Consider the following 12,793-nt stretch of genomic DNA (forward strand, 5'->3'; position numbering starts at 1 on the left):
GATTCCACAGGCCGCTTAATGTCATTCTCCCCCAATTCCTCCACCGCGCCGGCCTCCGCCGACGCTCGCCTGACCCTGTTGAAAGCCTGGTTGACCTCGCTTAACCTCGTCGCGCCCGAATCCGCCCGCCCCGCTTCCAGCGATGCCAGCTTCCGCCGCTACTACCGTCTCGATGTTCTGCCAGGCAACACAACATTGCCAGGAAGTACACTGATCGCCATGGATGCGCCGCCCGAGCGCGAAAACGTGCCCGCCTATATCAAGGTGGCCGGCTTGCTGAAAGGCGCCGGCGTGTCCGTGCCCGAGATCATCGCGCAAGACCTGGAGCAGGGCTTCCTGCTGCTGTCCGACCTGGGCACGACCACGTATCTCGACGCCCTGAACCACGACAACGCCAGCGTGCTGTACGCCGAAGCGCTGGAATCGTTGATGAAAATCCAGCTGGCCAGCCAGCCCGACGTCTTGCCCGAATTCGACCGCGCCTTCATCCTGCGCGAAATGAATCTGTTCCCGGAATGGTTTATCGGCAAGCACCTGGGCGCCACCTTGTCGGATGTGCAACAAACCCAGCTGGACAAGGTCTTTGAAGCCATCACGGCGAACATCTTGTCGCAGCAACAAGTATTCATGCACCGCGACTACCATTCGCGCAATTTGATGCACATCAACGATGGCTCCATCCCGAATCCCGGCATCCTCGACTTCCAGGACGCCGTCTTCGGCCCCGTCACCTACGACATCGCCTCGCTGCTGCGCGACGCATATATCCAGTGGGATGAAGAACTGGTGCTCGACTGGGTGATCCGCTACTGGCAGCGCGCCAAGCAGCTGGGCTTGCCAGTCAATCCCGACATCGACGCCTTCTACCGCGATTTCGAATTCACGGCCCTGCAGCGCCACCTGAAAATCCTCGGCCTGTTCGCGCGCCTGAATTACCGCGATGGCAAGGATCTGTACATGGGCGACCTGCCAACCGTGCTCGACTACGTGCGCAAGACAGCCAACCGCTATACGGAACTCAAGCCGCTCGTGCGTTTGCTCGATGCACTGGAGAATAAAACACCGCAAGTCGGCTATACATTCTGATGACACCGGCCAAAACCTACTGCGCGTCGCGCTTTGCGGCCGGCGATGCTCACCGTACTCCAGTACGGTTGCGCTTCTCGGCCACAAATCACTGCCGCTCGCTACGGTTTTGTCCGGTGTCGTAACTGCAGAATTAACTTATTGTGCGGCTCGCGCCACGCAACCTTTACCGAACGACACAGAAAACGAGTTCCACCATGAAAGCCATGATCTTTGCCGCAGGCCGCGGTGAACGGATGCGTCCGCTTACCGATACCTGTCCCAAACCGCTGCTGAAAGTGCGCGGCCGTCCGCTGATCGTCTGGCATGTGCTGAACCTGGTGCGCGCCGGCATCACGGACATCGTCATCAACCATTCGCACCTGGGCCATCTGATCGAGGAAACCCTGGGCGACGGCAGCGCGTATGGCGCGCGCATCTCGTATTCGCCCGAAACCACGCCGCTGGAAACGGCGGGCGGCATCGCCCAGGCGCGCCACTTGCTGGGCGAGGAACCGTTCCTCGCCATTTCCGGCGACATCTATTGCCCGTATTTCGATTTCAAGCAGGTGCTCGACGTGCTGGCCGACAAGGATGTGCTGGGCACGCCGTACCCGGCCGACGAGCGCGACATCGCCTGGGCCTATCTGGTGCCCAATCCCGACTTCCACCCGAAGGGCGACTTCGGCCTGACCTTGTTCGCGATTAACAATACAGACGACACCAAGTGGACCTTCGCCAATATCGGCGTGTACCGTCCCGAGATGTTCGACGGCATCGCGCCGGGCAGCCACGCCAAGCTGGGCGATTTGCTGCGCCGGTACGCGGACCAGGGCCGCGTGGGCGGCGAAGTCTATCCGGGCGAATGGACGAATGTGGGCACCCCAAAGCAGCTCGACGTGCTCAATGGCGTCACGGCCAAGGCAAGCACGACATGATGGCCAATTACGCGGCACGGCGCGCGGCGCTGCTGGCGCAGATGCTGCCGGGCAGCGTGGCCATCCTCGCCACGGCGCCCGAAGTGCCGCGCAACAGCGATTGCGATTATCCGTACCGCCACGACAGCTATTTCTATTACCTGAGCGGTTTCACGGAACCGGACAGCGCCGTGGCCCTGGTGGCCGCCAGCGCCACAGCGCCCGCGCGCGCCATCCTGTTTTGCCGCGCCAAGAACACGGAACGCGAAATCTGGGATGGTTTCCGCCACGGCCCCGAAGCGGCCCGCGCCACGTTCGGCTTTGACAGTGCCTTCCCCATCGAGGAACTCGACGTGGAAATGACGCGCCTGCTGGCCGACTCGCCCGCCATCTACTACGCATTGGGCGGCGGCCTCGATGCGCAAGTGAAGCTCTGGCGACACAACGTGCGGCAAAAGGCCCGCAGCGGCGTCACGGCGCCGGCCATCGCGCATGATATCCATGGCATGCTCGACGCCATGCGCCTGCTGAAAGACACGCAGGAACAGCAGCTGATGCGCCGCGCGGCCGCCATTTCCAGCGCCGCCCACATGCGCGCCATGCGCGCCACGCGTCCCGGCATGCACGAATATGCGCTCGAAGCGGAGCTGCTGTACGAATTCCGGCGCAGCGGCGCGCAGTTCCCCGCCTATTCCTCCATCGTGGCGGGCGGCGGCAACGCCTGCATCCTGCACTACAGCGCCAACAACGCGGTCCTGCAAGACGGCGAGCTGGTATTGATCGACGCCGGCTGCGAACTCGATGGCTACGCCTCGGACATCACGCGCACCTGGCCCGTCAACGGCCGTTTCAGCGGCCCCCAGCGGGCGCTGTATGAACTGGTGCTGGCGGCGCAGCAGGCGTCGCTGGACATGGTGCGCCCCGGCTTGCCGCACAGCGCCATCCACGAGGCGGCCGTGCAGGTACTGGCGCAGGGCATGCTGGACCTGGGTTTGCTGGACCGGCAAAAAAGCGGCGGTGTGCAGGATGTCATCGCCGACAAGGCCTACATGCCCTTCTACATGCACGGCACCAGCCACTGGCTGGGCATGGACGTGCACGACGTGGGCGCCTACCGCGACACGGATACTCCCGGCAAGCCGTGGCGCGCTTTGGCACCGGGCATGGTGCTGACGGTGGAACCGGGCATCTATGTGCGCCCCGGCGCAGGCGTGCCGGAGCAGTTCTGGCATACCGGCATCCGCATCGAAGACGATGTGCTGGTTACGCCGCAAGGCCATGAAATCTTCAGCACGGCGCCCAAGAGCGTCGCTGAAATCGAACAACTGATGTCACAGGATTAACGCCGCCGCATGCATACACCGTCCCCTTTCGATCTCGCCATCTGCGGCGCCGGCCCCGTCGGCATGGCGCTGGCCGCCCTGCTGGTGCAGCGCGGCAGCCGCGCCGCCGGCATCGTCCTGCTCGACGCCAAATCCATCGAACAAGCGAGGCGCGATCCGCGCACCATCGCCCTGTCGCACGGCAGCCGCCAGATTCTCGAGGAAGCGGGCGCCTGGCCCGTGGCAGCGACCCCGATTCACCAGATCCACGTGTCGCGCCGCGGCCAGTTCGGTCGCAGCCTGATGGACCGCAGCGAACATGGCGTCGAAGCGCTCGGTTATGTGGCCCGTTACGGCGCCGTCGTCAGTTCGCTGGCCGACGTGTGCGAGCGCCTGGGCGTGGCCAGCCTGCGCCCGGCCCTGGTGACAGGCAGCGTGGAAGACGTCGAGGGCGTCAGCGTGCAGATCGACCAGGCGGGCGCCGCATCGAGCTTGCGCGCCAGCCTGCTGGTGCAAGCCGAGGGCGGCCTGTTCGGCCAGCAGCCGGAACGCGCCGTCAGCCGCGACTATGGCCAAAGCGCCATCATCGCCCATGTGCGCGTCAGCAGCCCCATCGCGCACCGCGCGTATGAGCGCTTCACCGACGAAGGCCCGCTGGCGCTGCTGCCGCAGGATGACGGCTACGCGCTGGTGTGGTGCGTGCCGCCCACGCGCGCCGAGCAATTGCTGGCACTGGACGACACTGCCTTCCTGGCCCGCCTGGGCGCCGCCTTCGGCAGCCGCCTGGGACGTTTTACCCACACGACGCCGCGCCTGGCCTATCCGCTGGGCCTGAACGCACAGGTGAACGGCACGGCGCGCACGATCGCCATCGGCAATGCCGCGCAAACCCTGCACCCGGTGGCGGGACAGGGCTTGAACCTGGGCTTGCGCGACGCCGCCGTGCTGGCCCGCGTGCTGGCGCAGGACAGCAGCCCGGCCGGACTGGCACGCTACGCCAGCCTGCGCCAGGCCGACCGGGGGCTGACCGTGCGCGTCACCGACACCATGGCGCGCATCTTCACGGGCAGCGCCCCCACGCAAGGCTTGCTGGGCCTGTCGCTGGGTTTGCTGGACGCATTTTCCCCAGCACGCAAGGCATTGGCTGGACTGATGATGTACGGCCGCCGATAAGGCTTGACAATAAGGAAAGGGAACGGGCGAAAAAGAAACAGGCGGGCGATCCGGCATGGAATAAACGGCCCGCGGATGCGACAATGGCTGTCACCTGGTTTCTGGCGACCGTTCCATGACAGATGCATTGCCCGCAGCACCGCCTGCCGCTCTTCCCGAAGTGCTTTTTTCCCGCCTGCTGGAAGACGCCCTCGACGCCGTCATCATCATCGATGAGCATTGCCGCATCCGCTATATCAATGGCGCCATGCAGGCACTGTCGGGCTATGCCAGCGGAGAATTGCTGGGCCAGACCCTGAACGGCCTGCTGCCCGACGCCGTCGGCGCGCAGCATGACAACCACGTAATCAATTACATCCGCAGCTCACGCACCTCCAGCGTGCTGGGCAAGATACGCGAATTCGCCATCCGCCACCGCGACACGCAGATGATTCCCATCGAAATGAAGGCGCTGGACCTGGGCGTGGTCGACGGCATGCGCTATTTCGGCGCCTTCCTGCTCGACGTGCGCGAACGGCGCGAACTGGCGGCAAAGAACGCCAGCCTGCTGGCGCAGCTGGAACAGCAGGCGCTGCACGATGCGCTGACGTCGCTGCCGAACCGGCGCGCCTATGAAGCGCAAGCAGCGCAGGCGATGGCGCGCGCGGCGCGCAGCGGCGCCGCCCTGACCGTGGGCGTGGCCGACCTCGACCATTTCAAGAAGATCAACGACCGCTACGGCCATGCCGTGGGCGACGCCGTGCTGCGCACGGTGGCGCAGGCGCTGCGCGATACGGGACGCATCACCGACGTGGCCGCGCGCCTGGGCGGCGAAGAATTCGGCCTGCTGTTCCCCGACGCCAGCCTGCAGCAGGCGCACGTGGTGGCCGAACGCATCCGCGCCGCCGTGGCCGCCGCCATCACACCGTTGCCCGATGGCGGCGAACTGCAGGTGACCATCAGCATCGGCGTGGCCTCCCTGACGGCCGGCGCCACGCTGGACGCGGCCATGTCCGATGCCGACAAGGCCCTGTACGCGGCCAAGCACCAGGGACGCAATAAAGTCGTGGCGGCAGCGGCAGCCGAATAAAAACGGCCCGCGCAAGGCGGGCCGTCCGGTCGCTGCAAGCCGTCCTTATTCGACGGCTTTGAGCATATCCTCGATCACCTTCTTGGCGTCGCCAAACACCATCATCGTGTTCGGCTGATAGAACAGGTCGTTGTCCAGGCCCGCATAGCCGGACGCCATCGAACGCTTGTTGACGATGATGCTCTTGGCTTTATAGGCTTCCAGAATCGGCATGCCGGCGATCGGCGATTTCGGATCTTTCGCCGCCGGGTTGACGACGTCGTTCGCACCCAGCACCAACACCACGTCCGTCTGGCCGAATTCGCCGTTGATGTCTTCCATCTCGAAGACCTGGTCGTACGGCACTTCCGCCTCGGCCAGCAGCACGTTCATGTGGCCCGGCATGCGCCCCGCCACGGGGTGGATCGCATACTTGACGGTGATGCCCTTGTGCGTGAGCTTTTCCACCAGTTCTTTCAGCGAGTGCTGCGCGCGCGCCACGGCCAGGCCGTAGCCGGGCACGATGATGACGGTTTCCGCATTGCTCATGATGAAGGCGGCGTCGTCGGCCGAACCCGATTTCACGGGACGCTGTTCCTGCGCACCGGCCGCGCCGGCCGCCGGTGCATCGCCGCCGAAGCCGCCCAGGATGACGTTGAAGAAAGAGCGGTTCATGGCCTTGCACATGATGTACGACAGGATCGCGCCGGACGAACCGACCAATGACCCGGCGATGATCAGCATCGAGTTATTCAGCGAAAAACCGATGCCGGCCGCGGCCCAGCCCGAGTAACTGTTGAGCATCGACACCACCACCGGCATGTCGGCGCCGCCGATGGGGATGATGATCAGCACGCCCAGCGCAAAGGCGATCAGGGTCATGACGATGAACGGCGTCCAGGCCGGTTCGACGCCGTCGGCGAAGCAGAACGCCAGGCCCAGGCCCACCATCACCAGCGCCAGCACCAGGTTGAGCATGTGCTGGCCCTTGAAGCTGACGGGCGCGCCCTGGAACAGGCGGAACTTGTATTTGCCCGACAGCTTGCCGAAGGCGATCACCGAACCGGAGAAGGTGATGGCGCCGACAAAGGTGCCGATGAACAGCTCGAAGCGGTTACCGATGGGCAGCGCCTCGCCATGCTTGGCAATATTAAAAGCCCAAGGTTCCGATACGGCCGCCACGGCGATGCACACTGCCGCCAGGCCGATCAGCGAGTGCATGGCCGCCACCAGTTCCGGCATCTTCGTCATTTCCACGGTTTTCGCCAGGTAGGCGCCGATGGCGCCGCCCGTGACGATGCCGATGATGACGAGGGTCAGGCCCATGCCGCCCGTCTGCTGTTCCTTCAGTTTCAGGATCAGCGCCACGGTGGTGACGGCGGCAATGGCCATGCCGCTCATGCCGAAGGCATTGCCGCGGCGCGCCGTCGATGGCGACGACAGGCCTTTCAGGGCCTGGATGAAGCACACCGAGGCGATCAGGTACATCATCGTCACCAGGTTCATGGTGACGAAGCTCATGGCGTGACTCATTCTTTTGCTCCTTGCTTGGCCTTCGGTTCTTTTTTACGGAACATCTCGAGCATGCGCTGCGTGACGAGGAAGCCGCCGAACACGTTGACGGCGGCCAGCGCCACGGCCAGGGTGCCGGCCACTTGCGCCAGCGGGCCATCGGTCAGCCCGGCCGCCAGCATGGCGCCAACGATGATGATGGCGGAAATGGCATTGGTGACGGCCATCAGCGGCGTATGCAGCGCCGGCGTGACGGTCCAGACGACGTGGTAGCCGACATAAATGGCCAGCACGAAGATGATCAGGTTGGTGATGGTGTGACTGATTTCCATGATGTTGTTCTCTCCGGCGCCGCGTTATTTTCTGAGGATGTCATTGCCTGCGCAAACCAGGCTGGCCTTGATGATTTCATCCTCGCGGTCGATCAGCAATTGATCGTCCTTGTCGATGATGAGCTTTAAGAAGTCCAGCACGTTGCGCGCATACAGGGCCGAAGCGTCGGCCGCCACCAGGGTCGCCAGGTTCGGCTCGCCCACGATGTAGACGCCGTGCTTGACCACGGTCTTGCCCAGCTCCGACAGCGGGCAATTGCCGCCCTGCTCCACGGCCAGGTCGACGATGACGGAGCCCGGTTTCATGGCTTTCACCGTCTCTTCGGAAATGAGCACGGGCGCGGCGCGGCCGGGAATCAGGGCGGTGGTGATGATGATGTCGGCCAGTTTCGCCCGTTCGTGCACGAGTTCGGCCTGGCGGCGCATCCAGTCGGCCGGCATGGCGCGCGCATAGCCGCCCGAACCCTTGGCGATCTCTTTTTCTTCATCGGTGAGGAAAGGCACGTCGAGGAACTTGGCGCCCAGCGACTCCACTTGTTCCTTGACGGGCGGGCGCACGTCGGACGCCTCGATGACGGCGCCCAGGCGCTTGGCCGTGGCGATCGCCTGCAGCCCTGCCACGCCCACGCCCATGATCAGCACGCGGGCCGCCTTGACGGTGCCGGCCGCCGTCATCAGCATCGGCATGAAGCGCTGATAGGTATTCGCGGCCACCAGCACGGCCTTGTAGCCGGCGATGTTCGCCTGCGAGGACAGCACGTCCATCGACTGCGCGCGCGTGATGCGCGGCACGGCTTCCAGCGCGAAGGCGGACAGGCCGGCCGTGGCCATGGCGGCGATATTGTCGGCATCAAACGGATTGAGCATGCCGATCAGCACGGTGCCGCTGGCCATCAGGGCTCGTTCACCGGCATCGGGCGCGCGCACCTTGAGCACGATGGCGCAGCCATAGGCTTCCTGGGCCGTGCCGATCTGCGCGCCGGCGGCGGCATAGGCGTCGTCGGGAATCGACGCTTGCAAGCCGGCTCCGGACTGCACGACGATCTGGTGCTTGGCTGCCAGCTTCTTGACTGTCTCGGGCGTGGCTGCCACCCGCGTTTCACCAGGCCGTGTTTCGGCCGGTATGCCTATCCTCATGATGCCTCCGCTAATTGATAAACTGACTAGAATCTAACACGGAAAGCAGCGCGTTAAACGTTTGTGAACCAGCAACTTTTAGTCGTACGACACTAATTTCATCAGCATCCCATGATTTGTTTCACCATGCGGCGCGGCGACCATATTGTGGGAAAGGTGTGTCAATCTCACCACAGTCGAGCACGTGTGCGCGCTTGTTTTGACCACAGGGAAAGCCTATATTAGCGGGCGCTTCCTGCCATCTTGCTGACTAAGCCCCCATGCTAGTGCGCTCCCCGGGAAAGACGTAAGTACCTCCCACCGCTATTTGCTAAAACGTTGTCATTTATCAATATGTCCGCGCAACAAAAGGCCGGCTTCAAACCGCGCGCGCAGAACAAGATAAAATGTCGGCTCTTTCAAGGATGGAATCATGCCGAGAATCTGGAAACCCTCTGTCACCGTTGCCGCCATCGTCGAGCGCGATGGCCTGTTTTTACTGATTGAAGAAGAGACCAGCGAAGGCATCAAAATCAATCAACCGGCCGGCCACCTCGACCCGTTCGAGTCGCTGGAACAGGCGGTGATCCGCGAAACGCTGGAAGAAGCGGCCTACGATTTCATCCCCACGGCACTGGTCGGCATGTACATGTCGCGCTATCAGTCGTTGCGCACGGGCGAGGACGTGACCTATTTGCGCTTCACCTTTTGCGGCACGGCCGGCGCCGAGCATGACCGCCCGCTGGACGAGGGCATCATCCGCACCCTGTGGATGACGCGCGACGAGCTGGCCGCGTGCCAGGAGCGCCACCGCAGCCCGCTGGTGCTGCAGTGCGTGGACGAATACCTGGCTGGCCGGCGCGCGCCGCTGGCCCTGCTGCACACGCATGCGTCCGTTTTCAATAGCGCATAGCAATACGCATTGCCATATTATTAAAGTACACTGGAAAGCAAGATGAGCAAGAAGAAAGTCGTTATCGGCATGTCCGGCGGGGTCGATTCCTCGGTCGCGGCATGGATGCTGAAGGAACAAGGCTATGAAGTCATCGGCCTGTTCATGAAAAACTGGGAAGATGACGACGATTCGGAATACTGCTCCACGCGCCAGGACTGGATCGACGCGGCCAGCGTGGCCGACGTCATCGGCGTCGACATCGAAGCCGTCAATTTCGCCTCGGAATACAAGGACCGCGTGTTCGCCGATTTTCTGCGCGAATACCAGGCCGGCCGCACGCCGAATCCGGACGTGCTGTGCAACGCCGAAATCAAGTTCAAGGCCTTCCTCGACCACGCCATGACCCTGGGCGCCGACCTGATCGCCACCGGCCACTACGCGCGCGTGCGCCAGGCACCCACCGATGCGGGCCGCTATGAACTGCTGAAAGCCGTCGACGCCAGCAAGGATCAAAGCTATTTCCTGCACCGATTGAACCAGGCGCAGTTGTCCAAGACTTTGTTCCCCTTGGGTGAAATCCCGAAAACGGAAGTGCGCAAGATCGCCGAAAAACTGGCGCTGCCGAACGCGCAAAAGAAGGATTCGACGGGCATCTGTTTTATCGGCGAGCGCCCGTTCCGCGAATTCTTGAATCGCTACCTGTCGTACAAGCCGGGGCCGATGAAAACGGCCGATGGCAAGACCGTGGGCGAACACGTGGGACTAAGTTTTTATACCCTGGGCCAGCGCAAGGGCATCGGCATCGGCGGCGTGAAGTCGTACCAGAACGCGGACGGCAGCAGCGACGCCTGGTATGTGGCGCGCAAGGATATCGCCAACAACACACTGTGGGTGGTGCAGGGCCATGACCACCCGTGGCTGCTGTCGCCCGCCTTGAGCGCCGACCAGGCCAGCTGGGTCGCGGGTGTGGCGCCGCAGGCGGGCGCCTTGAGCGCCAAGACGCGCTACCGCCAGGCGGACGTGGCTTGCCAGCTGCTGCCGGACGGGAATGAACACTTCGGCCTGGCCTTCGACCAGGCGCAATGGGCCGTCACGCCGGGCCAATCGGCCGTGCTGTACGACGGCGACGTGTGCCTCGGCGGCGGCATCATCGCCAGCGCGACGGGCCTGGCTGGCGTCTAACTGTTGCCTTGCGCGGCGGCAAGCGCTTGCTGCTGCTTGCGCACCATGGCGATCACCGTATTGCGCACGGTTTTCAGGACCGTGTCGGCCATGAACGGTTTCACGATAAAGCCCGACACGCCCATGGCGAGGGCTGCCTGCAGCGAGGCGGCGTCGATGCCGCCCGAGACCATGAAAATGAGCGTCTTCGGATACTGGGCGCGGATGGTCTGCACCACATTCGTCCCGTCTTCCACCTGCTCGCGCGCGATGCAGACAAAATGCGGGTGGTGCTTGACCAGCAGCGCCAGCCCCAGCGCGCTCGTATGCGTCTGCCCGCAGACATCGTAGCCGCCATCGGTCAGGACCGTGTTCAGCAGGCCGCGCGCCACGGCGCTGCTATCGATCAGGACTGTCTTTAACATCATGATTTACTTCCCTTGCTTGATTGTTCTTGCCTGGCGCTTACTTTTCCCACGCCAGCTTGTTCCAGGTCACGCCCAACGTGACATCCGTTTTCAGCGCAACTAACTTTCTTGAAAGATACAGTATTTCGCGCTCTTTTCGCAGGCTTTCGCCCAGCGCACCGGGCAAAATTCCCGCGCCGGCCATCACGGCGTCGATATTGCCGTAGGCGCGCAACAGTTTCGCGCCCGTCTTCAGGCCGATCTTCGACACGCCGGGGATGCTGTCGGTGACGTCGCCCATCAGCGCCAGCAGGTCGGGCAGCAGTTCCGGCGGCACGCCGAACTTTTTCTCGACCCAGGCGTGGTCGTGCCAGATGCCCTTGAAGTGGTCCCATACCAGCGCGCCGTGGGCGATCAAGCCATGCAAATCCTTGTCGGTGGTGGCGATGACGGCCGCGCCGCGCCCCTCGTGCAGCCAGCGCATGACGGCCGTGCCGATCACGTCGTCGGCCTCGACCTCGGGAATGCTGACCACGTGCATGCCGAAGCTGGCCAACGTGGCATAGAAGCCCGGCAAGGCATCGCGCAGCACCTGCGGCATCGGCTGGCGACCCTCGCGGTAACCGGCATACAGGGCGTGGCGCCAGGTGGGGCCGCCAAAGTCGAAGGCCGGCAGGATGTGCGTCGGCTCGTGGTCGTTGATGAGGGTGCGGAACGACGACAGCGCATGGCGCAGCGCGATCTCCGCCTTCAGGTCGGAATCGGGTTCAGGACTGGCTTCGTAGACGCGGCGTACGATATTCAAGCCGTCGATAGCGAGGAGTCTGGCCATGCGGTAAATGGATACTGGTTGAATTGATCATTTTACCGTATGGAGCAAGCCCTATTCCCCGCGAATTCCGCTTGGCAGGTTGTACGCGGCGTAACAACGCCTAACAAAACCGTAGCGAGCGGAAGTGAATTGTGGCTAAGAAGCGCAACCGTACTCAAGTACGGTGAGCATCGCAGGCCGCAAGTCGCGACGCGCAGTAGGTTTGGTTAGGCGTTCTCATTTGGCGAAATCGTAGGGCCCGCCTTTTTCCAGGGCGCGCTGGTACGCCGGCCGCGCATGAATGCGCTGCAGGAACGCCGTCAGCTTCGGCTGGCGCTCGTCGAGTCCGCCGCGCATGGCGGCCGCTTCCAGCGGAAAGCTCATCTGGATGTCCGCCGCCGTGAATTCATTGCCGGCAAACCATTTGCTGTTCTCCAGTTCCGCTTCCATATAGGCCAGCTGGCTGTTGATATTGGGCAGGATAAAGCTGCTCTTGACCTTGCTGGCGATGCCGCGCGCAATCGGTTTGACGAAAAACGGCATCGGCGACGATTCGACCTTGTCGAACACCAGCTTCATCAGCAGCGGCGGCATGGCCGAGCCTTCCGCGAAATGCAGCCAGTAGGTCCAGCGCAGCTTCTCCGGCGTACCCGCCGCCGGGATCAAGCGGCCATTGCCGTAACGCTCGACCAGGTACTCGATGATGGCGCCCGATTCGGCGATGGTGTTGGCGCCATCCGTGATCACGGGCGACTTGCCCAGCGGATGGACGGCCTTCAGCGAGGCGGGCGCCAGCATGGTTTTCGGGTCGCGCTGGTAGCGCTTGACCTCGTAGTCGAGGCCCAGTTCCTCGAGCAGCCAGAGTACGCGCTGCGAGCGCGAATTGTTCAGATGGTGGACGACGATCATGGTTTTCCCGTTAGGCGATGGTTGAGTTCCAGTATAGCCGGGACGGCCGGATCGGGGCGGCGCAAGGGAATCGGCAAAAATAATTGCGAAAAACAGTATTTTCAATTGATAACTTTTCAGTATTC

General features: G+C 63.2%; 13 protein-coding genes. 7 read left to right on the forward strand and 6 right to left on the reverse strand.

From position 1 onward, the window contains the following. Nucleotides 1–18: 18 nt before the first annotated feature. The 5 genes from GYK42_RS04825 (at nucleotide 19) to GYK42_RS04845 (ending at nucleotide 5,546) form a co-directional block, all read left to right on the forward strand. Nucleotides 19–1,086, forward strand: coding sequence for an aminoglycoside phosphotransferase family protein (locus tag GYK42_RS04825; protein ID WP_166446537.1), 1,068 nt, complete (start codon nucleotides 19–21; stop codon nucleotides 1,084–1,086). 197 nt (nucleotides 1,087–1,283) lie between these two features. After that, the gene (murU, locus tag GYK42_RS04830) at nucleotides 1,284–2,003 is read left to right on the forward strand and encodes an N-acetylmuramate alpha-1-phosphate uridylyltransferase MurU (protein WP_166446538.1); all 720 of its coding nucleotides are present in this window, start codon (nucleotides 1,284–1,286) and stop codon (nucleotides 2,001–2,003) included. Continuing rightward, the gene (gene pepP / locus GYK42_RS04835) at nucleotides 2,003–3,325 is read left to right on the forward strand and encodes a Xaa-Pro aminopeptidase (protein ID WP_166446631.1); all 1,323 of its coding nucleotides are present in this window, start codon (nucleotides 2,003–2,005) and stop codon (nucleotides 3,323–3,325) included. Before murU ends, pepP begins: the two co-directional genes overlap by 1 nt. Nucleotides 3,326–3,334: 9 nt before the next feature. Further along, nucleotides 3,335–4,477, forward strand: coding sequence for a UbiH/UbiF/VisC/COQ6 family ubiquinone biosynthesis hydroxylase (locus GYK42_RS04840; RefSeq protein ID WP_166446539.1), 1,143 nt, complete (start codon nucleotides 3,335–3,337; stop codon nucleotides 4,475–4,477). A 115-nt stretch (nucleotides 4,478–4,592) separates the two neighbouring features. Continuing rightward, nucleotides 4,593–5,546, forward strand: coding sequence for a GGDEF domain-containing protein (locus GYK42_RS04845; RefSeq protein WP_166446540.1), 954 nt, complete (start codon nucleotides 4,593–4,595; stop codon nucleotides 5,544–5,546). 45 nt (nucleotides 5,547–5,591) lie between these two features. Here the strand turns inward: GYK42_RS04845 and GYK42_RS04850 are convergent, their stop codons facing one another. The 3 genes from GYK42_RS04850 to GYK42_RS04860 are packed head-to-tail and all read right to left on the reverse strand — an operon-like array spanning nucleotide 5,592 to nucleotide 8,506. Then, nucleotides 5,592–7,046: an NAD(P)(+) transhydrogenase (Re/Si-specific) subunit beta gene (locus GYK42_RS04850; RefSeq protein ID WP_092712002.1), complete on the reverse strand. Its 1,455-nt coding sequence runs from the start codon at nucleotides 7,044–7,046 to the stop codon at nucleotides 5,592–5,594. Nucleotides 7,047–7,054: 8 nt separating this feature from the next. Continuing rightward, nucleotides 7,055–7,369, reverse strand: coding sequence for an NAD(P) transhydrogenase subunit alpha (locus GYK42_RS04855; RefSeq protein ID WP_034745644.1), 315 nt, complete (start codon nucleotides 7,367–7,369; stop codon nucleotides 7,055–7,057). A gap of 24 nt (nucleotides 7,370–7,393) precedes the next feature. Then, nucleotides 7,394–8,506 carry a Re/Si-specific NAD(P)(+) transhydrogenase subunit alpha gene (locus GYK42_RS04860; RefSeq protein WP_166446541.1) on the reverse strand — a complete coding sequence of 371 codons (1,113 nt, stop codon included), beginning with the start codon at nucleotides 8,504–8,506 and terminating at the stop codon, nucleotides 7,394–7,396. Nucleotides 8,507–8,918: 412 nt separating this feature from the next. Here GYK42_RS04860 and GYK42_RS04865 point away from each other — a divergent pair, with 412 nt between their 5' ends. Then, the gene (locus GYK42_RS04865; protein WP_034745637.1) at nucleotides 8,919–9,398 is read left to right on the forward strand and encodes an NUDIX hydrolase; all 480 of its coding nucleotides are present in this window, start codon (nucleotides 8,919–8,921) and stop codon (nucleotides 9,396–9,398) included. Nucleotides 9,399–9,440: 42 nt separating this feature from the next. Next, nucleotides 9,441–10,562: a tRNA 2-thiouridine(34) synthase MnmA gene (gene mnmA, locus GYK42_RS04870; protein ID WP_166446542.1), complete on the forward strand. Its 1,122-nt coding sequence runs from the start codon at nucleotides 9,441–9,443 to the stop codon at nucleotides 10,560–10,562. Here the strand turns inward: mnmA and GYK42_RS04875 are convergent. The 3 genes from GYK42_RS04875 to GYK42_RS04885 form a co-directional block, all read right to left on the reverse strand. Further along, the gene (locus GYK42_RS04875) at nucleotides 10,559–10,966 is read right to left on the reverse strand and encodes a response regulator (protein ID WP_166446632.1); all 408 of its coding nucleotides are present in this window, start codon (nucleotides 10,964–10,966) and stop codon (nucleotides 10,559–10,561) included. The genes mnmA and GYK42_RS04875 overlap by 4 nt on opposite strands. A 40-nt stretch (nucleotides 10,967–11,006) precedes the next feature. Then, the gene (locus tag GYK42_RS04880; RefSeq protein ID WP_166446543.1) at nucleotides 11,007–11,780 is read right to left on the reverse strand and encodes a 5'-3' exonuclease; all 774 of its coding nucleotides are present in this window, start codon (nucleotides 11,778–11,780) and stop codon (nucleotides 11,007–11,009) included. Between the two features lie 216 nt (nucleotides 11,781–11,996). Further along, on the reverse strand, nucleotides 11,997–12,668 hold the full coding sequence (locus tag GYK42_RS04885) for a glutathione S-transferase (protein WP_166446544.1): 672 nt from the start codon (nucleotides 12,666–12,668) through the stop codon (nucleotides 11,997–11,999). Nucleotides 12,669–12,793 lie beyond the last annotated feature (125 nt).

The organism is Janthinobacterium lividum (assembly GCF_011601275.1).
Lineage (GTDB): Bacteria > Pseudomonadota > Gammaproteobacteria > Burkholderiales > Burkholderiaceae_D > Janthinobacterium > Janthinobacterium lividum_E.

What these genes read in the sequence shown, in the direction of transcription:
- GYK42_RS04875 (WP_166446632.1), bottom strand. Translation starts at nt 10,966, where the DNA reads ATGTTAAAGACAGTCCTGATCGATAGCAGCGCCGTGGCGCGCGGCCTG.
- GYK42_RS04855 (WP_034745644.1), bottom strand. Translation starts at nt 7,369, where the DNA reads ATGGAAATCAGTCACACCATCACCAACCTGATCATCTTCGTGCTGGCC.
- mnmA (WP_166446542.1), top strand. Translation starts at nt 9,441, where the DNA reads ATGAGCAAGAAGAAAGTCGTTATCGGCATGTCCGGCGGGGTCGATTCC.
- GYK42_RS04885 (WP_166446544.1), bottom strand. Translation starts at nt 12,668, where the DNA reads ATGATCGTCGTCCACCATCTGAACAATTCGCGCTCGCAGCGCGTACTC.
- GYK42_RS04845 (WP_166446540.1), top strand. Translation starts at nt 4,593, where the DNA reads ATGACAGATGCATTGCCCGCAGCACCGCCTGCCGCTCTTCCCGAAGTG.
- GYK42_RS04825 (WP_166446537.1), top strand. Translation starts at nt 19, where the DNA reads ATGTCATTCTCCCCCAATTCCTCCACCGCGCCGGCCTCCGCCGACGCT.
- GYK42_RS04880 (WP_166446543.1), bottom strand. Translation starts at nt 11,780, where the DNA reads ATGGCCAGACTCCTCGCTATCGACGGCTTGAATATCGTACGCCGCGTC.
- GYK42_RS04840 (WP_166446539.1), top strand. Translation starts at nt 3,335, where the DNA reads ATGCATACACCGTCCCCTTTCGATCTCGCCATCTGCGGCGCCGGCCCC.
- GYK42_RS04850 (WP_092712002.1), bottom strand. Translation starts at nt 7,046, where the DNA reads ATGAGCTTCGTCACCATGAACCTGGTGACGATGATGTACCTGATCGCC.
- GYK42_RS04860 (WP_166446541.1), bottom strand. Translation starts at nt 8,506, where the DNA reads ATGAGGATAGGCATACCGGCCGAAACACGGCCTGGTGAAACGCGGGTG.
- murU (WP_166446538.1), top strand. Translation starts at nt 1,284, where the DNA reads ATGAAAGCCATGATCTTTGCCGCAGGCCGCGGTGAACGGATGCGTCCG.
- pepP (WP_166446631.1), top strand. Translation starts at nt 2,003, where the DNA reads ATGGCCAATTACGCGGCACGGCGCGCGGCGCTGCTGGCGCAGATGCTG.
- GYK42_RS04865 (WP_034745637.1), top strand. Translation starts at nt 8,919, where the DNA reads ATGCCGAGAATCTGGAAACCCTCTGTCACCGTTGCCGCCATCGTCGAG.